Origin of the sequence: Tenacibaculum geojense (assembly GCF_042676005.1) — a bacterium.
Classification (GTDB): Bacteria; Bacteroidota; Bacteroidia; order Flavobacteriales; family Flavobacteriaceae; genus Polaribacter; species Polaribacter geojense.
The window spans coordinates 235,694-255,517 of record NZ_JBHTJR010000051.1 but is presented as its reverse complement, the minus strand read 5'-3'; the positions used below and the strand labels follow the sequence as shown (position 1 = coordinate 255,517).

At 31.2% G+C, this 19,824-nt stretch carries 19 protein-coding genes and 3 tRNA genes; 17 read left to right on the top strand and 5 right to left on the bottom strand.

Annotated elements, in window-relative coordinates:
* Nucleotides 1-65: 65 nt before the first annotated feature.
* From ruvA to ACFQ1U_RS11825, 7 genes are all read left to right on the top strand, one after another.
* Nucleotides 66-647: a Holliday junction branch migration protein RuvA gene (ruvA, locus tag ACFQ1U_RS11855; protein ID WP_386108628.1), complete on the top strand. Its 582-nt coding sequence runs from the start codon at nt 66-68 to the stop codon at nt 645-647.
* A 6-nt stretch (nt 648-653) separates the two neighbouring features.
* On the top strand, nt 654-7,784 hold the full coding sequence (gene sov, locus ACFQ1U_RS11850; protein ID WP_386108626.1) for a T9SS outer membrane translocon Sov/SprA: 7,131 nt from the start codon (nt 654-656) through the stop codon (nt 7,782-7,784).
* Nucleotides 7,785-7,807: 23 nt separating this feature from the next.
* Nucleotides 7,808-8,188, top strand: a complete 381-nt coding sequence (gene gcvH / locus ACFQ1U_RS11845) for a glycine cleavage system protein GcvH (protein ID WP_386108624.1) — start codon at nt 7,808-7,810, stop codon at nt 8,186-8,188.
* Nucleotides 8,154-8,537, top strand: a complete 384-nt coding sequence (locus ACFQ1U_RS11840) for a VanZ family protein (protein WP_386108622.1) — start codon at nt 8,154-8,156, stop codon at nt 8,535-8,537. Before gcvH ends, ACFQ1U_RS11840 begins: the two co-directional genes overlap by 35 nt.
* Nucleotides 8,538-8,593: 56 nt before the next feature.
* Nucleotides 8,594-9,316 (top strand): energy transducer TonB, encoded by a 723-nt coding sequence (locus ACFQ1U_RS11835; RefSeq protein WP_386108620.1) that lies wholly within the window; start codon nt 8,594-8,596, stop codon nt 9,314-9,316.
* Between the two features lie 103 nt (nt 9,317-9,419).
* Nucleotides 9,420-10,181, top strand: coding sequence for an energy transducer TonB (locus tag ACFQ1U_RS11830; protein WP_386108618.1), 762 nt, complete (start codon nt 9,420-9,422; stop codon nt 10,179-10,181).
* A 20-nt stretch (nt 10,182-10,201) separates the two neighbouring features.
* A complete protein-coding gene (locus ACFQ1U_RS11825; protein ID WP_386108616.1) occupies nt 10,202-10,816 on the top strand; it encodes an acyltransferase in 615 nt (204 codons plus the stop codon).
* Nucleotides 10,817-11,039: 223 nt separating this feature from the next.
* Here ACFQ1U_RS11825 and ACFQ1U_RS11820 read toward each other — a convergent pair.
* From ACFQ1U_RS11820 to ACFQ1U_RS11810, 3 genes are all read right to left on the bottom strand, one after another.
* Nucleotides 11,040-11,125, bottom strand: a tRNA-Leu gene (locus ACFQ1U_RS11820).
* A 64-nt stretch (nt 11,126-11,189) separates the two neighbouring features.
* Nucleotides 11,190-11,275, bottom strand: a tRNA-Leu gene (locus ACFQ1U_RS11815).
* Between the two features lie 21 nt (nt 11,276-11,296).
* Nucleotides 11,297-11,368, bottom strand: a tRNA-Gly gene (locus ACFQ1U_RS11810).
* Nucleotides 11,369-11,577: 209 nt separating this feature from the next.
* Here ACFQ1U_RS11810 and cyoE point away from each other — a divergent pair.
* From cyoE to tsaB, 10 genes are all read left to right on the top strand, one after another.
* A complete protein-coding gene (gene cyoE, locus ACFQ1U_RS11805; RefSeq protein WP_386108614.1) occupies nt 11,578-12,447 on the top strand; it encodes a heme o synthase in 870 nt (289 codons plus the stop codon).
* Complete coding sequence (locus tag ACFQ1U_RS11800; protein WP_386108612.1) at nt 12,447-13,031, top strand: cytochrome c oxidase subunit 3; 585 nt, start codon at nt 12,447-12,449, stop codon at nt 13,029-13,031. Before cyoE ends, ACFQ1U_RS11800 begins: the two co-directional genes overlap by 1 nt.
* 55 nt (nt 13,032-13,086) lie before the next feature.
* Complete coding sequence (locus tag ACFQ1U_RS11795; RefSeq protein WP_386108610.1) at nt 13,087-14,070, top strand: cytochrome c oxidase subunit 3; 984 nt, start codon at nt 13,087-13,089, stop codon at nt 14,068-14,070.
* An 18-nt stretch (nt 14,071-14,088) separates the two neighbouring features.
* The gene (locus ACFQ1U_RS11790) at nt 14,089-14,430 is read left to right on the top strand and encodes a cytochrome C oxidase subunit IV family protein (RefSeq protein WP_386108608.1); all 342 of its coding nucleotides are present in this window, start codon (nt 14,089-14,091) and stop codon (nt 14,428-14,430) included.
* Between the two features lie 133 nt (nt 14,431-14,563).
* Nucleotides 14,564-15,136: a hypothetical protein gene (locus tag ACFQ1U_RS11785; protein WP_386108606.1), complete on the top strand. Its 573-nt coding sequence runs from the start codon at nt 14,564-14,566 to the stop codon at nt 15,134-15,136.
* Nucleotides 15,137-15,156: 20 nt separating this feature from the next.
* Nucleotides 15,157-15,804 (top strand): SCO family protein, encoded by a 648-nt coding sequence (locus ACFQ1U_RS11780; protein ID WP_386108604.1) that lies wholly within the window; start codon nt 15,157-15,159, stop codon nt 15,802-15,804.
* Nucleotides 15,797-16,330: a DUF420 domain-containing protein gene (locus ACFQ1U_RS11775; protein ID WP_386108602.1), complete on the top strand. Its 534-nt coding sequence runs from the start codon at nt 15,797-15,799 to the stop codon at nt 16,328-16,330. The genes ACFQ1U_RS11780 and ACFQ1U_RS11775 overlap by 8 nt, the downstream gene beginning before the upstream one ends.
* Nucleotides 16,331-16,391: 61 nt before the next feature.
* Nucleotides 16,392-16,544 (top strand): hypothetical protein, encoded by a 153-nt coding sequence (locus ACFQ1U_RS11770; protein ID WP_386108600.1) that lies wholly within the window; start codon nt 16,392-16,394, stop codon nt 16,542-16,544.
* Nucleotides 16,545-16,609: 65 nt separating this feature from the next.
* Nucleotides 16,610-17,932 carry a TolC family protein gene (locus ACFQ1U_RS11765; protein ID WP_386108598.1) on the top strand — a complete coding sequence of 441 codons (1,323 nt, stop codon included), beginning with the start codon at nt 16,610-16,612 and terminating at the stop codon, nt 17,930-17,932.
* Nucleotides 17,933-18,023: 91 nt separating this feature from the next.
* Nucleotides 18,024-18,701 carry a tRNA (adenosine(37)-N6)-threonylcarbamoyltransferase complex dimerization subunit type 1 TsaB gene (gene tsaB / locus ACFQ1U_RS11760; RefSeq protein ID WP_386108596.1) on the top strand — a complete coding sequence of 226 codons (678 nt, stop codon included), beginning with the start codon at nt 18,024-18,026 and terminating at the stop codon, nt 18,699-18,701.
* On the opposite strand, the gene ACFQ1U_RS11755 is transcribed toward tsaB, so the two are convergent.
* Together ACFQ1U_RS11755 and ACFQ1U_RS11750 are read right to left on the bottom strand one after the other, a co-directional pair.
* Complete coding sequence (locus ACFQ1U_RS11755; protein WP_386108594.1) at nt 18,702-19,508, bottom strand: mechanosensitive ion channel family protein; 807 nt, start codon at nt 19,506-19,508, stop codon at nt 18,702-18,704. It abuts the gene before it with no gap.
* Between the two features lie 83 nt (nt 19,509-19,591).
* A complete protein-coding gene (locus ACFQ1U_RS11750) occupies nt 19,592-19,792 on the bottom strand; it encodes a dodecin family protein (protein WP_386108592.1) in 201 nt (66 codons plus the stop codon).
* Nucleotides 19,793-19,824: the final 32 nt, after the last annotated feature.

Sequence of the window (19,824 nt, the reverse complement as noted above, 5' to 3'; positions counted from 1 at the left end):
AAAATTCTAATTTTCAATACAAAATAATTTTCCTACTTTTAAACCCTAAGAATAGAGGGGATTACATGATAACACAAATCAGAGGGAGGCTTGTAGAAAAAAATCCAACATATGTAGTGGTAGACTGCAACGGAGTTGGGTATTTATTACATATATCACTTAACACATTCAGTGCTTTACCAAGCGATGAAAATGTATTGTTATACACTCACCTTAATATTAGAGAAGACGCACACACACTTTTTGGTTTTATTAGTAAAACAGAAAGAGAGGTTTTTAGATTGTTAACATCTGTTTCTGGTGTTGGTCCTAGTACAGCTAGAACCATGTTGTCTTCTATGACTTCAGAAGAAATTCAGCAAGCAATTGCATCAGAAAACGTAGCTTTAATCCAAACAGTAAAAGGTATTGGGGCTAAAACAGCCCAAAGAGTTATTGTTGATTTAAAAGATAAAATATTAAAAACGTTTGATATTGATGAAGTTTCAGTAAGTCAAAGCAATACAAATAAAGAAGAAGCGTTATCAGCATTAGAGGTTTTAGGTTTTGTTAGGAAACAAGCAGACAAGGTGTTAACAAACATTTTAAAAGAAAACCCAAGCGCTAATGTAGAAACTCTATTAAAGGAGGCTTTAAAAAACTTGTAAAAAAAGTTGAGAAATAATTTTTGTCATACACTAATTGCAGCACTTACTTTTTTTGTAAGTGTTGTTTCGTTTTCACAAAGTATAGAGAAATCGGATAGTTTAACTATTAGAAAAATAGATACTGTTCCGCTTAAGTATAATTTTTCACACAAGCAGCGAGGCAGCTTGTTTTTAAATTACCCATCAAATCTTCAGGTTACTTTTGATAAAGACATTAACAAATTTGTATTGGTAGAAAAAATTGGTGACTATTATGTAGGAACTCCAATTTTTATGACTCCCAGAGAGTATGATAAGTATCGTTTAAAAAACGATATGAAAGATTATTTTAAAGAAAAAGTAGATGCAGCTTCTGGTAAAAAAGGAAGTAGTGATGCGAGAAAAAACTTACTCCCAAAGTATTATGTAAATTCTAAATTTTTTGAATCAATATTTGGTGGAAACGAAGTAGAAGTTATCCCTAGTGGTCAAATTAATATAAAACTAGGTGGAGTATATCAAAACACAGAAGATCCAAGAATTTCTGTAGAAAATCAAAGCAGTTTTACTTTTGATTTTGACCAGCAAATAAGTGCAAGTTTACAAGCTAAAGTAGGAAAACGTTTACAGGTTACAGCTAATTATGATACACAATCAACTTTTGATTTTCAGAATGTAATTAAATTAGAATATACGCCTACTGAAGATGATATTATTCAAAAAATAGATGCAGGTAACATTAATCTCCCTATTAAAAACTCGTTAATTAACGGTGCACAAGCCTTATTTGGTATACGTACAGATTTACAATTTGGTAAAACTACCATTAGAACCGCATTTTCTCAACAAAATTCTCAAAGAAAAACAGTAGTGGCAGAAGGAGGCGCTGTAGTTGAAGAGTTTGAGTTACGTGCTACAGATTATGATAATGATCGTCACTTCTTTTTATCTCATTTCTTTAGAGAAACTTACGATAGAGCATTGTTAAACTATCCATTAGTTAGTAGTCCAGTTAACATTACTAGAGTAGAAGTTTGGGTTACCAATCAAAATCAAAATGTACAAGATTACAGAAGTATTGTAGCTTTTGCAGATATAGGAGAAACCAATTTCAACGGATCTAACAATTTAGTTGACGATGATAACTTTGTAACACCAACTACACCAGCAAGTGTAGACTTTAGCGGTGTGCAAGCTAATTTACCGGATAATAATGCGAATAATATTGCTACATTTTTAACTCCAGATAACGGAATTAGAGATGTTGGTACTTTAAATTCAACCTTGCCACCGGGTATGGTGCAAGGTCAAGATTATTCGTACCTGCAAAATGCTAGAAAACTTCAGCCTAATGAGTATACTTTGCATCCACAATTAGGTTTTATCTCTTTAAATAGAAGATTGAATGATGGAGAAGCATTAGCGGTAGCTTATGAGTATACAGTAGTTGGAGCATCTAATAATGAAACTACTTTTAAAGTAGGAGAATTTTCTAATGATGGTATAACTGCTCCTAAAAATATTGCGGTTAAGTTGTTACGAAGTGAAATTTTAACAACTACCAGAGAAAACTCAAATGAAGCTTTTCCAACTTGGCAATTAATGATGAAAAACGTATATGCCTTAGGTGCTTACCCGTTACAACAAGAAGGCTTTAGGTTTGAGTTAATGTATCGTGATGATGAAAGTGGAGTGCTTCAAAATACATTACAAAGGGCAAATGAAGTAGCTTTAAGAGATCAAACTATTATTAATTTATTAAGATTAGATAGACTAGATCAAAGTCAATACGCAGTTCAAGGAGGAGATGGTTTTTTTGATTTTGTAGAGGGGATTACAGTAAACTCCAATAGAGGTTTAATTTATTTTCCAGAAACTGAACCTTTTGGTGAAGATTTAGATGAAAAATTAACCAATCCAGATGACGAAACTAAATATTTGTTTAATGAGCTGTATTTAACTACTAAAATTCAAGCAAAAAATGAATATCAAAATAAAGATAAATTCTTTTTAAAAGGGTATTTTAAATCAGAAACTAGTAGAGGAATTTCATTAGGAGCTTTTAATATTCCAAGAGGTTCTGTAAGAGTTTCAGCAGGAGGAAGGCAGTTAGTAGAAGGTGTGGATTATGTTGTAGATTATCAATTAGGACGTGTACAAATTTTAGATCCAGGATTAGAAGCTTCTGGAGTTCCTATTAATGCATCGGTTGAAAATAACACCTTTTTTAATCAACAAAGAAAAACATTTATAGGTATTGATGTAGAGCATAAGTTTAATGAAAACTTTGTGTTAGGAGGAACTTTTTTAAATGTAAGTGAAAAACCAATAACGCCAAAGGTTAATTATGGTGCTGAACCTATAGACAATATAATGTTAGGTTTAAATGTAGATTACAGCACAGAAGTGCCATATTTTACAAAGTTAGCCAACAAGTTACCATTTGTTGATACAGAGGTTCCTTCAAATTTATCGGTTAGAGCAGATATGGCATACTTAATTCCGGGTTCACCAAGTGGAATTGATGTAAATGGTACAGCCACTTCTTATGTTGATGATTTTGAAGCAACACAAATTCCTATTAACTTAAATTCACCGCAACAGTGGTTTTTAGCCAGTACACCAATTTCTCAAGGGTTTAATGGGAATGATTATGATATTTCTGTTAACGATAACAGATCTAAATTAGCATGGTATAATATAGATCAGTTGTTTTATACTTCAAGTAGCAACAGGCCTTCTAATATCAATGAAATAGAATTATCTAGAAACGAGGTTCGTCAAATTAGATATTCTGAATTATTTTCTCAAACAGATTTAGATATTACTCAGTTAAACTTAGTTAGAACTCTAGATTTAGCTTACTATCCGTCAGAGCGAGGACCGTATAATTTTAATACCGATACCACTCAACCTGAAGAAAACTGGGGTGGTATTATGCGTGCCTTAACTACCAATAACTTTGAGCAGGCTAATGTAGAGTATATTCAGTTTTGGTTAATGGATCCTTATGAGAATTATTCAATTAATCAAGATGAAGGATTACCAGCAGGAGTTAATCCACAAGACCTTTCAAATCAAGTAGGGAAACTAGTTATTAATTTAGGAAATATTTCTGAAGATATATTACGTGACGGATACAAACAATATGAAAACGGATTACCAACTACTCAAAACCCCACTCAAGTTCAAGAAACTATATGGGGAAATGTACCGGTAAGCCCATCAATTGTTTATGCATTTAGTAATGCTAATGATGAAAGAACGCAGCAAGATATTGGACTAGATGGATTAAATGACGAGGCCGAGCGTAACAAATTTCCAGCTTTTGCTGCAGAACAAGATCCTGCAGCCGATAATTTCCAGTTTTTTAGAGGAAGTGAGTTAGATGCAATTAATGCTTCCATTTTAACACGCTATAAAAACTATAATGGTACCGAGGGCAACTCACCAACAGCTGCACAGTCAGATGAAGCTTTCCCAACATCATCTACTACATACCCAGATACAGAAGACATTAACAAAGATCAAACAATGAATCCTGTTAGTGCTTATTTTGAGTATGAAATATCATTAAACAAATCAGAATTAGCTCTAGGGACTAACAATATAGTAGATACTAAAACTACTTCTATCGATTTACCTAACGGTGAATCGAGAACAACAACTTGGTATCAATTTAGAGTTCCTGTAAGAAGTGGTTTTACAGATAGAGTTGGAGGTATTACAGATTTTAACAGTATTCGTTTTATGCGAATGTTTTTAACAGGCTTTAAAATGCCTGTAGTTTTACGATTTGGAGAGTTAGAGTTAGTACGTGGTGATTGGCGTAGATATACAAAAACTTTAGATGATGCTAATAGCGACCTAGATATTGATGAAATTAATAAGTTTGAAGTTGGTGTTGTAAGTATAGAGCAAAACGAAGAAAGATATGCATTACCACCAGGAGTTCCACGTGAACAATTGCAAGGTACTAACAGAGTGCAAAGACAAAATGAGCAATCGGTAACCTTAAAAGTTACAGATTTACCTAGTGAAGAAAGTAGAGCTATTTATAAAAACATAAGTATAGATATGCGTAGATATAATAATTTACGTATGTTCTTACATGCCGAAAGTAGACCTGAAGGCACACCGCAATCTGCTTCAAATGATGAAATGGTAGCAATCATTCGTTTTGGTACCGATTTAAATGATAACTATTACGAGATTGAAAAACCGCTAAAATTATCAACCACATTTGTGAATCCTTCTTCTGAAGAAGTATGGTTATCAGAAAATAATTTAGATATTCCATTAAAAGAATTAGCAAATTTAAAAGTGCTTAGAGATGGTGCAGGATTATCCGCTGGAACTGTTTATGAAGGTGTCTCAACTAATGGTTTAACTATTGCTGTTAAAGGTAACCCAACGCTTGCTCAAATAAGAACGGTAATGCTAGGGGTTAAAAATAGTGCACTAACTAATAAAAGTGCGGAAGTTTGGTTTAACGAGTTACGCGCAGTTGGTTTTGATAATAAAGGAGGTTGGGCTGCTGTTTTAAATGCTGATGCTAATTTTGCAGATGTTGCAGATGTTTCTTTAGCTGGTAGAATGTCTACTGTAGGTTTTGGTAATGTAGAAGACAGGGTTCAAGAACGAAGTATTGAAGAAGTAAAGCAGTATAATGTGGCAACCAATGTACAATTAGGTAAAATGATGCCTAAAAACTGGAATATGCAAGTTCCAATGAGTGTTACCTATGGTGAGGAGTTTAAAGACCCACAATACAATCCACAGTACCAAGATGTAGAACAAGAAGATGCTTTAAATTCAGGTTCTGATGAGGTAAAAGATAATGCTGAGAATGCTCAAGATTATACACGTAGAAAAAGTATCAGTTTTATTAATGTAAAGAAAAATAGAAATCCAGAAAGTAAGAAGAAACCTAAATTTTATGATGTAGAAAACTTTTCGGTTTCGTATTCATTTAATGAAGAGTTCCATAGAGATTTTAACATACAGCGATATGTAAATCAGAATTTAATGGCAGGTGCAAGCTATAACTTTAACTTTTTGCCGTTTGTTATAGAGCCTTTCAAGAAATCAGAAAAGCTTAAAGGAAAATATTGGCAAATTATTAGAGATATTAATTTTAATCCTGTTCCTAAATCATTAGTTGTAAATTCAAGAATCAACAGAAATTATAATGCTCAACAGTCAAGAAATTTAGTTTCTGGATTTACAGCACAACCAGAATTAATTCAGCGTAGATTTTTATTTGATTGGGATTACACAATAGGTTTTGATTTAACAAAGTCTTTAAATTTAAATTTTAATGCTACCAATAATTATATCTATGACGGTTTTGGTAGAGATGAAGATTTAGAAATTTACGATAAGTTTTTTACTATTGGTAGAGCTAATCAATATCATCAAAAATTAAATGCTACTTACAAATTACCAATAAGCAAAATACCATTTTTAAACTTTATTGATGCTGATTATGGTTATACAGCAGATTTTGATTGGCAAGGTTCTTCACAAGCGCCTTTATTTGATGAATCTACGGGAATTGCTACAGGTGAAACTTATGCAGATAAAGTTGGGAATATGATTCAGAATGCCAACACGCATAACTTAAATACTACCATTACCTTCGATCGTTTTTATAAAGCTATAGGTTTAGACAAGCTTATGTTAAAAGGAACCAAAAAGAAGCAACCAGTAAAAAAAGGAAGTGTAGCTTTAGGGGGTAAAAAACAGACAAATACTAAAGCCAAATTAAAAAAGAATGCATCATTTACACAAAAGATACTTAAAGGTACTTACGATGTGTTAACATCTGTGAAAAGAGCAAAAATTAGTTATTCACAAAACAACGGAACGTTATTGCAAGGTTATAGACCTTCTGTAGGTTTCTTAGGGAGAAATAATTACAACGGAGGTTTAGCACCAACTTTAGGTTTTGTATTTGGAAGCCAAACAGAAATACTAAGAACAGCAATTGCTAACGATTGGTTAGTTTCAAGATCTGACGATGAAGAATACTACAACAAAAATTATGGTAGAACAGAAGCTACTAATTTAGATTATAATATCTCTGTAAAACCGTTAAAAGATTTTAGTATAGATTTTATTGGAAACAGAATTAAAACTAGTAATCTTAATAGACAAATAGATGTTGTAAATGGGGAGTTAGATGAAGAATTACAAGCGTTTGAAACGGGTAATTTTAGCATAAGCCACTACATGCTAGGCACTGCATTTACAGATAGTGAAGTGTTATATCAAAACTTTTTAAATTACAGAGAAACTATATCTCAAAGAATAGCATCAGAAAGAGGAGTTGCTACAAATAATTTTTCAACAGATAATAATAATCCTGGTTTTAAAACTAATGGGCAACAAGCTATGCTTCCAGCATTTTTAGCAGCCTATTCTGGTACAGATCCAAATAGTGTTGACACGGGTATTTTTAGAAATATTCCGATACCAAACTGGACACTTAGATACAATGGTTTGATGAAATATAAGTGGTTTAAGAAAAACTTTAGTACTTTCACATTATCACATGGTTATAAATCATCTTATACCTTAGGTAATTACACGAATAATTTACAGTATGATGCAGAAGATGCATCCCAAACAAATATTACTGGTAATTATCAACCTAAATTATTAATTTCGGCGGCAACTTTAATCGATGAATTTTCTCCACTTATTAGAGTAGATATGAAAATGAGAAACTCATTTTCTTTTAAAGGAGAAATTAGAAAAGATAGAAGTTTAACATTAAACTTTAATAACAATACCTTAACAGATATTAAAGGTACAGAGTTTATTTTAGGTTTAGGGTATAGAATACGAGATGTTAAATTTGTGACAAGAATAACAGGTAAAAAAGAAACCTTAAAAGGAGATGTTAATCTTAGAGCAGATATTTCATTAAGAGATAATTTAACATTGATACGTTCTGTAGATGAAAATAACAATCAAATTACCGGAGGAGAAAGGTTATTTGGCTTAAAGTTTATAGCAGATTATAATTTAAGTAAAAACTTAACAGCATCTTTTTACTATAATCACAATACGTTTGAGTACGCTATATCAACAAACTTTCCAAGACAATCAATCAACGCCGGATTTAATATAGTATATAATTTAGGAAATTAAACAATAAATAAACCACACAACCAATGAACTTACCATCAGAATTAAAATATACCAAAGACCACGAGTGGGTAAAGGTAGAGGGAGACGTAGCTACAGTAGGAATTACAGATTTTGCTCAGAGTGAGTTAGGAGACATTGTATATGTTGATGTAGATACATTAGATGAAACTTTAGATGCTGAAGAAGTATTCGGTTCTGTAGAAGCTGTTAAAACTGTATCAGATTTATTCATGCCATTATCTGGAGAAATTGTAGAGTTTAATGAAACTTTAGAAGACGAGCCAGAGTTAGTAAATTCAGATCCTTACGGACAAGGCTGGATGATAAAAATTAAATTATCAGATGCTAGCCAAGTAGAAGGTTTGTTAGATGCTACAGCTTATCAAGAACTTATCAAAGCGTAATAGTTTATTATTAGCCATATTTACAACGGTATTTATTGCTTTTTTAAGCTTGCTTAAATTACAACCCATACCGGTTAATTTATCTCATAAAGACAAAGTTTTTCACTGTGTGGCTTATTTTGTTTTAACTTTTATGTGGTTATTAGCAGTTAAAATTAGCCCTAAAAAAATAGTTTTAGTAACTGTTTTGTGCATTTTATATGGTATAATTATTGAGGTATTACAAAAAACAGTTACAACTTATAGGAGTTTTGATTATTTAGATATGATAGCAAACTCAATAGGAAGTGTTTTAGCGTTGTTAATTTTCAATGTTTTTGTTAAAAAACATAATGTAATTAGCAATTAGCTTGTATAAGTTGAAATAAATTAATTAAATTAGCGCACTATTAAAAACATTCTAGGATGGAAATCAAGAAAAACCCAAAATCTAACTTAGAAAACTACAGTAAGTTGTTTGTGCAACTTGGTTTAGTTTTGGCGTTGTTCGTTACGTATGTAGCTATTGAAAATAAAACATACGATAAAGAGTACGGACAATTAGATGCAGCAAATATGGCATCAGAGGTTGAAGAAGAAACAATTGTACTTCAAAACACACCTCCACCACCACCGCCACAAACTCCACCACCACCAGCACCTGAGAAGATTGAGGTTGTAGAAGATGAAGAGGAGATTGAAGAAACTGTAATTGAATCTACTGAAACAGATGAGTCAGAAGCTGTTGAAGTTGATGAGATTGTTGAGATAGAAGAGGAAGAAGAAGTTGTAGAAGATGTACCTTTCTCAATTATTGAAGAAGTACCAGTTTTCCCTGGATGTACAGGAACTAATGCTCAAAAGAAAGCGTGTTTAAATAAAAAAATGTCTAAACACGTACAAAGAAACTTTAATGCAGATTTAGCAAACGAATTAGGTTTACCTCCTGGTAAAAAAAGAATTTACGTTCAGTTTAAGATTGATAAAGATGGATCTATTACCAGTATCAATGCTAGAGCACCGCATCCAAGATTAAAAGCAGAAGCAATTAGGATTGCAAAAAAATTACCTAAAATGACTCCTGGTAGACAAAGAGGTAAAGCAGTACGTGTAGGTTATACATTGCCTATTACGTTTAATGTAGAATAGTATTTTACAATATATATGTTAAAAAAAGCAACTAGTGATAGTTGCTTTTTTTATTGGCATATTTTTTGTTTTTAACATTTCATTAACTTTAAAACTACGTATTATGAAAAATGTTAAAAAAAATCCGAATCTTCAATTAGAAAAATTTTCTAATCTTTTTATGCAAATAGGCTTAGTGCTTGTCTTATTTGTTGTTTATATTTCTTTAGAATATGCTTCGGAGATTGTTGCTATTCCAACTCTTGAAAGTGATAGCAAAGTTGTAAAGAAAATAGATTTTGATAAACCTTTCGATTTTGATATTGAAAAACCAAAACCAAAGCACAAACCTAAAGATGTTCAGCCAAAGATTAAACAAACTTTAGCAGATAAAGTTGATATTGTTGATAATACTGATGTAACAAAAGAGACAGTTATAGATGTTACACCAGAAAAAACAAATGATTTAGATGAGTTTTTACAGAGTCATACAATGAAAGAAGATGATTTTATTAATCCTGATGATGAGCCAACTTCTTTCAATAGTGTACAAGTTATACCTATTTTTAAAGGCTGTGAAGGTTTGTCAAAAGAAGCATCAAAAAAATGTTTTGATACTAAGATGAAAAGATTAGTACAGCGTTATTTTGATGCCTCTATTGCTGAAGACTTAGGTTTATCACCTGGAAAAAAAAGAATTTTTACGGAGTTTATTATTGATAAAGATGGAAATGTATCTGTGAGTCGAATTAATGCACCACATAAAGCATTGGAGAAAGAAGCTATAAAGATAGTTTCAAAAATTCCACAGTTTACTCCTGGAGAACAAAATGGAAAAAAAGTTAAGGTTAAATATATGTTACCCATAACTTTTATGGTGGAATAATATTCAAAAACTCAATCTAAATGATTGAGTTTTTTATTTTTGTTATTATGAGTAATTCAAATAATTTTTTTGCACACGAAACAGCTGTGATAGATGAAGGGTGTACTATTGGTAACGATACTAAAATTTGGCACTTTAGTCATGTAATGAGTAACTGTGTAATTGGCGACAGATGTAATCTTGGTCAAAATGTAGTTGTTTCACCAGATGTGATTCTAGGTAACAATGTTAAAGTACAAAACAATGTGTCTATTTATACCGGCGTTATATGTGAAGATGATGTTTTTTTAGGTCCATCAATGGTGTTTACTAATGTTATTAACCCAAGAAGTGCAATTAATAGAAAAGATGAATTTAAAGCTACTACAGTAAAAAAAGGAGCTAGTATTGGTGCAAATGCTACTATAGTATGTGGGAATGCTATAGGTAAGTATGCTATGGTTGGAGCAGGAGCTGTTGTTACTAAAGAAGTTAAAGATTTTGCATTGGTGGTTGGTAATCCGTCTAAACAAATAGGTTGGGTTAGTGAGTATGGACATCGTTTAAATTTTGACGATGAAGGAATGGCAAAATGCCCAGAAAATAATGATGCGTATAAGCTAGTAGATGGCTTTGTGTTAAAAGTTAATAACTAGTTAATTTTGTGTTAAAAAGATTTGTAGAAGAGAAAAAAGGTTTTATCTTTGAAACGTGGTTATTAAACCACTTTCTTTTTCTTTTTCATAGCAATTTTTCCCACTCATTTAGAGTGGGTTTTGTTTTTTGGGCCAATTGCTAAATTAATCGGATTATTGAATTGTGAAATGTGATTTTTAAGCATAAAAAAAACCAAAACAATTAATTGTTTTGGCTTTCTAGTACAGAAGGCGGGACTTGAACCCGCACGAGCATTACGGCTCATTGGATTTTAAGTCCAACGTGTCTACCAATTCCACCACTTCTGCGTATATCTTTGTGCTTTGACTATCGTAATTAAAAGCCTCAAAAGTAAACCTCTTGAGGCTTTAGTACTGAAGGCGGGACTTGAACCCGCACGAGCATTACGGCTCATTGGATTTTAAGTCCAACGTGTCTACCAATTCCACCACTTCAGCATGTGCTTTTTAAAAACTCTGAGCGAAAGACGGGATTTGAACCCGCGACCCTCACCTTGGCAAGGTGATGCTCTACCCCTGAGCTACTTTCGCATAGTCATAAATTATTTTAATGAACGTGCATTACTGTGAATGCGGGTGCAAATATAACACCATTTTTTTAAAAACAAAGCAGTTTTTAATTTTTTTCTAAATTATTTCATCTTAAAACTTATGGTAGTTCGTCAATAATAAAATATCTTTGCAAAAATTTTTTGTAAAAACACATAGTGTATTCTTTTTCATCAGTAAATAATATAACATTGTTTAAAACTGTTTTTCTTGATTTTAAGCAGCTTACCAAAGTTGGTTTATCTATAAGTGTAGTATTTACTTCTATTGCGGGCTATTTATTAGGTGCTGAAACCATTAATTATGCTATTATTTTCCAATTAGCTCTAGGAGGTTATTTAATGGTTGGTGCCTCGAATGCTTTTAATCAAGTTATAGAAAAAGATATAGATGCGTTAATGCAACGTACAAAAAACAGACCATTGCCTTCTGGTAGAATGAAATCCATTACAGCACTAACAATTGCAACATTGTTTACACTAACAGGTTTAGCCATTTTATATGCAATTAATCCTAAATGTGCTTTATTTGGTGCAGTTTCTATATTTCTTTATACAAGTGCCTATACCCCTTTAAAAGCTATCACGCCTTTAGCTGTTTTTGTAGGAGCCATTCCAGGTGCTATACCATTTATGTTAGGTTGGGTAGCAGCTACCGGTAATTTCGGTATAGAAGCTGGGTTTTTATTTATGATTCAGTTTTTTTGGCAATTTCCTCATTTTTGGGCAATAGGTTGGCTTCAATATGAAGAATATAATAAAGCAGGTTTACATATGCTTCCTATGGATAAAAAAGACAAAGGAGCTATTGTACAAATGATTTTTTATACCTGTATCATGATTTTAGTTTCTATAGCGCCAGTTTTAAAGGTAACAGGTAACTTATATATTTACCCAATAACAGCAGTGTTAGTTTTTGTACTTGGGTTGTTAATGTTGTTTTATGCAATTAAATTATATAAGTCAGAATCAAATATAGACGCAAGAAAATTAATGTTAGCTAGTGTTTTTTACATTACAGCATTACCAATTATATATGTTATTGATAAATTTTTACACTAATGAATAGAGAGCTTATAAATGAAGAGTTGAGACAAGGTAAAAGAAAATCAGCAAAACCAATGCTATGGGTTTCTATGATTAGTATGGTTATGTTTTTTGCAGGTTTAACTAGTGCCTATGTTGTTAGCATGAATAGAGAAGATTGGGTTACTTTTGATTTACCTCAAGCATTTTACATTAGTACTGTTTTAATTTTGCTAAGTAGTGCAAGTTTATTTATTTCACAACAACTACTAAAAAAAGACGATTTACAAAAGTCTTTAGCCTTTTTAATACTTACTTTTGTGTTAGGTACTGGCTTTGTTTGGTATCAATATGTAGGATTTAATGAGTTAAAAGCGGTTGGTTTATATTTTACTGGACCAGAAAGTACAGTGTCAACCTCTTTTATTATCGGCATTACATTTATGCACGTTTTACACCTAATTGCTGGAGTAATAGTTTTATTTGTAGTAATTTATAATCATTTTAAAAAGAAGTATTCATCTGCTGATATGCTTGGATTTGAACTAGGTGCAATCTTTTGGCATTTTGTAGATGTACTATGGATTTACCTATTTTTCTTTTTCTATTTTATTAGATGATGAAAATTGCGTAATTTTGGCGGACGATTTAACAAAAATTAACTAATAGATATTTATGGAAGCAAATATTGCTGTAAATTCTGACAACAAAGAAACCTGGGGCGGAGGTGGAGTTAAACCACTTGGCGCTAGTTATGGTAAAATGATGATGTGGTTTTTCATCCTTTCAGATGCATTAACCTTTTCTGGCTTCTTAGCAGCATATGGTTTAACACGTTTTAAGTTTATAGACTCTTGGCCTATTGCTGATGAAGTATTTACCCACTTTCCAGGGTTACACGGTGTACATGCACCAATGTACTATGTAGCATTAATGACATTTATTTTAATTATATCATCGGTAACAATGGTATTAGCTGTAGATGCAGGTCATAAAATGCAACAAAAGAAAGTAGCTTGGTATATGTTTTTCACTATTGTGTTCGGAGCAATTTTCTTAGGTTCTCAAGCATGGGAATGGAAAAACTTTATCAATGGCTCTTACGGTGCTGTTAAAACAGCCGATAACCACATAGTACAGTTTGTTAAAGACGGTCATCAAATTGCTTTAGCTGATTTTATTGAAGGAGAAAGACAAGACGGAAGAGTACAACATTCTAAAAAGAATGGTCTTTGGTTTCAATCAGAAAAGACAATTTCTCAATATTCAATTGCACAAGTACAAGAAGCGTTTAAAAATGATCCTTCTTTACTTTTAAGGTTAGAAAAAATTAACCCTGAAACAAAACAAAAAATCATATTATCTAGAGAAGAAAGTTTAGCTAAACTAGCAACAGCTAAAGAGGTAGTTGAAGGAGCTAACTTAAGAGTTAACGAATATGGAAACCCTATATTTGCTGATTTCTTCTTCTTTATTACAGGTTTCCACGGATTCCACGTATTTTCTGGAGTAGTTTTAAACATTATCATTTTCTTTAATGTGGTTCTTGGAACTTACGAGAGAAGAGGTCACTATGAAATGGTAGAAAAAGTAGGTTTATATTGGCACTTTGTAGATTTAGTTTGGGTATTTGTATTTACTTTCTTCTACTTAGTATAATTATAAAAAATAGTAAAAATGGCAGGTCACGCACACGAATCAAATACAAAAAGAATCTGGGTTGTTTTAGCAATTTTATCTATTGTTACAGCGGTAGAAGTAGGTTTAGGTATTGTTAAACCGGAAGCTCTACACTTACATGGTCCTGGAACAAGTTGGTTAAACTGGATATTCATTATTTTAACATTAGTAAAAGCATACTATATTGCATGGGCTTTTATGCACTTAGAAGGTGAAAAAACTTGGTTAAGAAGATCAATTGTTTGGACAGCAGTTTTCTTAATTACTTACTTAGTAACTTTAGTTTTAATTGAAGGAGACTATTTACACGAAACATTAAAACCATTAATTAAATGGTAATTTCATAAAAAATTAGGTGGTTTTAACCACCTTTTTTTTGCATTTAACTTTATTTATTATGAGCAAAACTCAAAAATACGTAGTATTATTCTGCTTGTTTATTGTTCCCTTATTATTCTATATTTTTTTATCAATGGGAATTAACAATTTTGCAAAATTACCAGTATTAACTACTAATGTAACAGATGTGTCTGCTATAGATAACAAGTATCAGTTTGAAAAAAGGATATCTATTGTTACTTTTTTAGGAAAAGACATTGACAAGGTAAAAGGAGAATTATTTAATCTTAATCAAAAAATTTACAAGCCTTTTTATGGCTTTAAAGATTTTCAAATGATTGTATTTGTTCCAAATGATGCCAAAGAAGCTGCTGAAAAATTATTTAAAGAAATAGGTCAGTTTACTCCTATGGTAAAATGGAATTTTATTTATGCTTCTGATGCTGAAATAAAAATTATTTATGAGAGTTTCAAGGTTAATCAATCATTAGATGTTAACTTACATACTTCTAAAGCATTTATTATTGATAAAGAACTTAATCTAAGAGGAAGAAATGACGATGATGATGTTGCCGAAGGTTTATTATATGGTTACAATATGCAATCTGTGGGTGAATTAAATGACAAGATGAAAGATGATGTTAAAGTGGTTTTAGCAGAGTATAGATTGGCACTTAAGAAGAATAATGCCGACAGAGAAATCTAATGTTTTAAGCTATTAATTACATGAAGAAATCAAATTATTCATACATAGGAATATCATTTATAATATTATTATTTGGTATTTATTCTGTACCAAAAATTGTAGCACACTTTCAAAAACCAAGCTTACATAAATTTACAAAAGTACCAGAGTTTGAATTTATAAATCAAAATGGTAAAACAATCAATAATAAAAGCTATGAGGGAAAAGTTTATGTAGTTGAGTTTTTCTTTACCACTTGTCCTACTATTTGCCCATTAATGAATCAAAAGATGTTAACCATCCAAAATGAATTTTTTGGAAATCCAAATTTTGGAATAGCTTCCATATCAATAACACCAGAAATTGATACTCCTAAAGTTTTAAAAGAATATGCAGATAATTATAAAATAACTCATAAAAATTGGCATTTATTAACTGGTAAGCCCGAGAGTGAAGTTTATAAATTATCCAATCACGGATTTAAATTATATGCAGGTTCTGGAGATGAAGCCCATGCAGGTTTTGAGCATTCTGGACTTTTTGCTTTAGTAGATAAAGATGGTTATATTCGTTCTAGGTATGATGAGTATGGTAATCCAATTATGTATTATCGAGCATTAAATGAACAAGGATTCGATCATCAAATTCAAGAATTAAAAGAAGATATTAAAACTTTATTAGATGAGTAGTGTAATTTCCCAAGAAAAAAAATATAAGAAATTCATAACTATAGTTTCTGTGGTTATTCCAGTAGCTGTAGCAGCTTTATTTAGAATTAAAATTCCTAATGTAGCGCCTTTATCATTTTTGCCGCCAATTTATGCAACCATTAACGGATTAACAGCGGTTTTGTTAGTTGCATCAGTAATTGCTATTAAAAAAGGAAACAGATTGCAACATGAGCGGTTAAATACTCTTGCATTGATATGTTCTGCTTTATTTTTAGTTATGTATGTGGCTTATCATATGACATCAGATTCTACAGAATTTGGCGGAGAAGGGGTGATTAAATATGTGTATTATTTTATCCTAATAACTCATATTCTTTTATCAATAGTAATAATACCGTTTGTTTTGTTTACATATATGCGTGCTAGATTAGGTAGTTTTGAAGCTCATAAAAGAATTGCAAAAATTACTTTTCCATTGTGGTTATATGTAGCAGTGACAGGTGTTATAGTTTATTTAATGATATCTCCGTATTATGTACATTAAAAAAAGTTTTATTTTTTTATTCTTTTTACTAACAACATCGGCTATAAAAGCTCAATGTGCAATGTGTAAAGCAGTGGTTGAAGGAGGTAATGAAACCATAGCAGAAGGAGTTAATAATGGAATTACTTATTTGATGGTTTTTCCATATATTTTGGTAGGTGTTATTTTCTATTTTTTATACAGACACAAGAAAAATTTGAGTAAAACAAAATAAAAGTAAAAGTTATTGTAACAATTGCTAAATTTAGTCGTCATATCAATAGCAAAAAAAAATACATTTTGAAAACTAAACTTTTACTACTAGCCATTTCATTTAGTACACTAGCTACTTTTGCTCAAAAAAAATGGACTTTAAAAGAGTGTGTCGACTATGCTCTTAAACATAACTTAACTGTTGAGCAAAATAAATTAAATGTTCAACTTGCTGAAAAAGATGTAGCTATTGCCAGAGGTAATTTTTTACCGGATTTAAATGGTTCTGCGAACTCTGGTTTAAGTTTTGGTTTAAGTGTACAAAATGGTGCTAGAGTTTCTACAGATAATTTCAATACTTCTTTTGACTTAAACTCTAGAACTACTTTATTTAATGGATTTAGAAATTTAAATACATATAAGCAAGCTAAATTAGGAGTGGCTTCTAGTAAGTTAGATTTAGAGGTAATAGAAAACGATATTTCTTTACAAGTAATTAATTCTTACTTAAATGTTTTATTTGCTAAAGAGAATCTACTTGCTTCTCAATTTCAAGCTGAAATAAGTAAAAAGCAAATAGAAAGAGCCAAAGCTCAGTTTGATGCAGGAGCTATTCCTAAAGGAGATTTATTAAACGTTCAATCAACAGCTGTATCAGATGCACAGAGTGTTGTTACACAACAAAATAATTTAGACTTATCATTATTAAGGTTGGCACAATTATTACAAGTTACATCCAATGGTTTTGATGTTGAAAAAATTCAAGTTGATTCTCCATCAGGCGCCTTATTATATAATAATGCAGATATGGTTTATGCTAAAGCATTAACAAATAGACCAGAAATTGAAAGAGCAAAGTTAAATATTGAAAATTCTAATTTAGGAATTGAATTAGCCAAAGGAGCATATTATCCAACTATTGGTTTTGGAGCAGGAGCAAGAACAAATTATGTAAATAGATTTGACACAACCTTTGGAGGCAATGAATATTTTTTTAAACAACTAAATGATGAATTAGGATATAATATTGGGATTTCTTTAAATGTTCCGTTATTTAATCGTTTTCAGACAAAAAATAGAGTTGCTAAGTCTATTATTAATAAAGAGCAATCAGAATTAGCGTTAGAAAATGAAAAACTACGCTTACAGCAAACTATAGAACAAGCTTATCTTGATGCTAAAGCTGCCGCAAAAGCATTTGAAGCTGCTCAAATTTCATTAGACGCACAGAAAGAAGCATTTAAAAATGCACAAGAAAGTTTCAATTACGGAGCTATGACTTTATTTGATTTCGACCAAGTAAGAAATAGATTAGTAAATGCAGAAGCAGCACTAATTAGAGCTAAATACGACTATGTTTTTAAAACTAAAGTTCTTAAATTTTATTTTGGAGAAGATGTTTTAGATTAATATAATAGTTTTTATACATTTTAAGCCTCATAAATTTATTTTATGAGGTTTTTCTTTTAGCTATAATTATCTTTGCTAAAATTTTACTTAAATGGCTATTATTATAAACATTGAAACTGCTACCAAAAATTGTTCAGTAAGTATTGCTAAAAACGGTGAAGTGATTGGTATTAAAGAGTTAAATAATGGTAATTATTCTCATGCTGAAACATTACACCCTTTTATTCAAGAGTTGTTAAACGAGCTTAATATTATTAGTTCTCAAGTAGATGCAATAGCTGTGAGTAAAGGCCCTGGTTCATATACAGGTTTACGTATTGGTGTTTCAGCAGCAAAAGGGTTATGTTTTGCTTATGATAAACCCTTAATTAGTGTAGAAACGCTAACTTCACTTGCTAATACAACTACCATAGATGAAGGGTTTATAGTACCTATGTTAGATGCTAGAAGAATGGAGGTTTACGCTGCTGTTTATGATAGTTCTTATAATCAAGTTAGAGAAATTAAAGCCGAAATTATTGATGAACATTCTTTTTCTGATTATTTAAACAGTAATAAAGTTTATTTTATTGGTGATGGTGCTGAAAAATGTAAAGACATTTTAAAGCATGAAAATGCTTTTTTTATTGATGATAAATTTCCTTCTGCCAATCAAATGGCCCAATTAAGTTTTGTTAAGTACAAAAAAAACGACATCGAAGATGTCGCTTATTTTGAACCTTTTTACTTAAAAGATTTTGTGGTAACTCCTGAAAAAAAGAAGGTTTAATTAACCTTGTTTTTGAATTTCAACAGAGTGTGGGTATGGAATGTCAATTCCAGCTTTATCTAATGCTATTTTTGTGTTTTCTATCGTTTCGTAATGAACATCCCAATAATCAGCAACATCAGTCCATGCTTTGACAACAAAATTCACAGAACTATCAGCTAATTCACTAACCATTACAGCTGGAGCAGGGTCTTTTAAAACCTTAGAGTTAGAAGTTAATACTTCCATTAACACTTGTTTCGTTTTTTTAATATCAGACTCATATCCAACACCGAAAGTTAAATCAACTCTTAACTTATTTTCAGCTGTAAAATTTATTATGTTGCCATTAGACAAAGATCCGTTTGGTAAAATAACCAACCTATTTTGTGGAGTGTTAAGGTGTGTAGTAAAAATTTGAATTTCCTTCACCTTTCCACTTACTCCTTGTGCCTCTATAAAGTCTCCTACTTTAAAAGGCTTAAAAACCATAATTAAAGCACCTCCTGCAAAATTCGCTAAAGATCCTTGTAAAGCCAATCCTATGGCCAAACCAGCAGAAGCTAATATTGCAGCAAAAGAAGTAGTTTCAATACCTAATTTAGCAATTACAGTGATTATAAGTAGAACCTTTAAAGTCCAACTAAGCAAGTTAGTTAAGAATTTTTGTAACGTAATATCTACGTTTTGTTTTGTCATAACTTTTTTTGTAGCTCTAATAATAAGATTAATAATAAATAATCCTGCTATTAAAATTGCCAAAGCAGTAACTACTTTTGGCGCATAGTCGATGAATAGTTCTTGTGCTTTTTCCAAGTATTTTTCCATTATAGTTTTTTTAATTGTTAATGATCTTTATTGTAGTAGTAAGTTTAAAACCTATGGTTTTCCATAGGTTTTAAGTTTAATAGTTAATTTACTTCGAAGGTTATTTTAAGGTTTACTCTAAATTCAGCAACTTCATCATCATTTACAACAACACTTTGTGATTGTACAAATGCTGATTTAATATTTTTAACCGATTTAGAAGCTTGTTTAATAGCCTTTTTCGTAGCGTCTTCCCAACTTTTTTCAGAGTTAGATAACACTTCAATAACTTTCATTACTGCCATAATAATTTTTTTAAGTTAATACATAGTAAATA

Excerpts from the sequence above, each read along its gene's own strand:
- ACFQ1U_RS11755 (WP_386108594.1), bottom strand. The coding sequence starts at position 19,508 with ATGGAAAAATACTTGGAAAAAGCACAAGAACTATTCATCGACTATGCG.
- ACFQ1U_RS11830 (WP_386108618.1), top strand. The coding sequence starts at position 9,420 with ATGAAAAATGTTAAAAAAAATCCGAATCTTCAATTAGAAAAATTTTCT.
- ACFQ1U_RS11780 (WP_386108604.1), top strand. The coding sequence starts at position 15,157 with ATGAAGAAATCAAATTATTCATACATAGGAATATCATTTATAATATTA.
- ACFQ1U_RS11825 (WP_386108616.1), top strand. The coding sequence starts at position 10,202 with ATGATTGAGTTTTTTATTTTTGTTATTATGAGTAATTCAAATAATTTT.
- tsaB (WP_386108596.1), top strand. The coding sequence starts at position 18,024 with ATGGCTATTATTATAAACATTGAAACTGCTACCAAAAATTGTTCAGTA.
- gcvH (WP_386108624.1), top strand. The coding sequence starts at position 7,808 with ATGAACTTACCATCAGAATTAAAATATACCAAAGACCACGAGTGGGTA.
- ACFQ1U_RS11835 (WP_386108620.1), top strand. The coding sequence starts at position 8,594 with ATGGAAATCAAGAAAAACCCAAAATCTAACTTAGAAAACTACAGTAAG.
- ACFQ1U_RS11775 (WP_386108602.1), top strand. The coding sequence starts at position 15,797 with ATGAGTAGTGTAATTTCCCAAGAAAAAAAATATAAGAAATTCATAACT.
- ACFQ1U_RS11800 (WP_386108612.1), top strand. The coding sequence starts at position 12,447 with ATGAATAGAGAGCTTATAAATGAAGAGTTGAGACAAGGTAAAAGAAAA.
- ACFQ1U_RS11790 (WP_386108608.1), top strand. The coding sequence starts at position 14,089 with ATGGCAGGTCACGCACACGAATCAAATACAAAAAGAATCTGGGTTGTT.
- ACFQ1U_RS11750 (WP_386108592.1), bottom strand. The coding sequence starts at position 19,792 with ATGGCAGTAATGAAAGTTATTGAAGTGTTATCTAACTCTGAAAAAAGT.
- ACFQ1U_RS11770 (WP_386108600.1), top strand. The coding sequence starts at position 16,392 with ATGTGTAAAGCAGTGGTTGAAGGAGGTAATGAAACCATAGCAGAAGGA.
- ACFQ1U_RS11795 (WP_386108610.1), top strand. The coding sequence starts at position 13,087 with ATGGAAGCAAATATTGCTGTAAATTCTGACAACAAAGAAACCTGGGGC.
- ACFQ1U_RS11785 (WP_386108606.1), top strand. The coding sequence starts at position 14,564 with ATGGGAATTAACAATTTTGCAAAATTACCAGTATTAACTACTAATGTA.
- ruvA (WP_386108628.1), top strand. The coding sequence starts at position 66 with ATGATAACACAAATCAGAGGGAGGCTTGTAGAAAAAAATCCAACATAT.
- ACFQ1U_RS11840 (WP_386108622.1), top strand. The coding sequence starts at position 8,154 with ATGCTACAGCTTATCAAGAACTTATCAAAGCGTAATAGTTTATTATTA.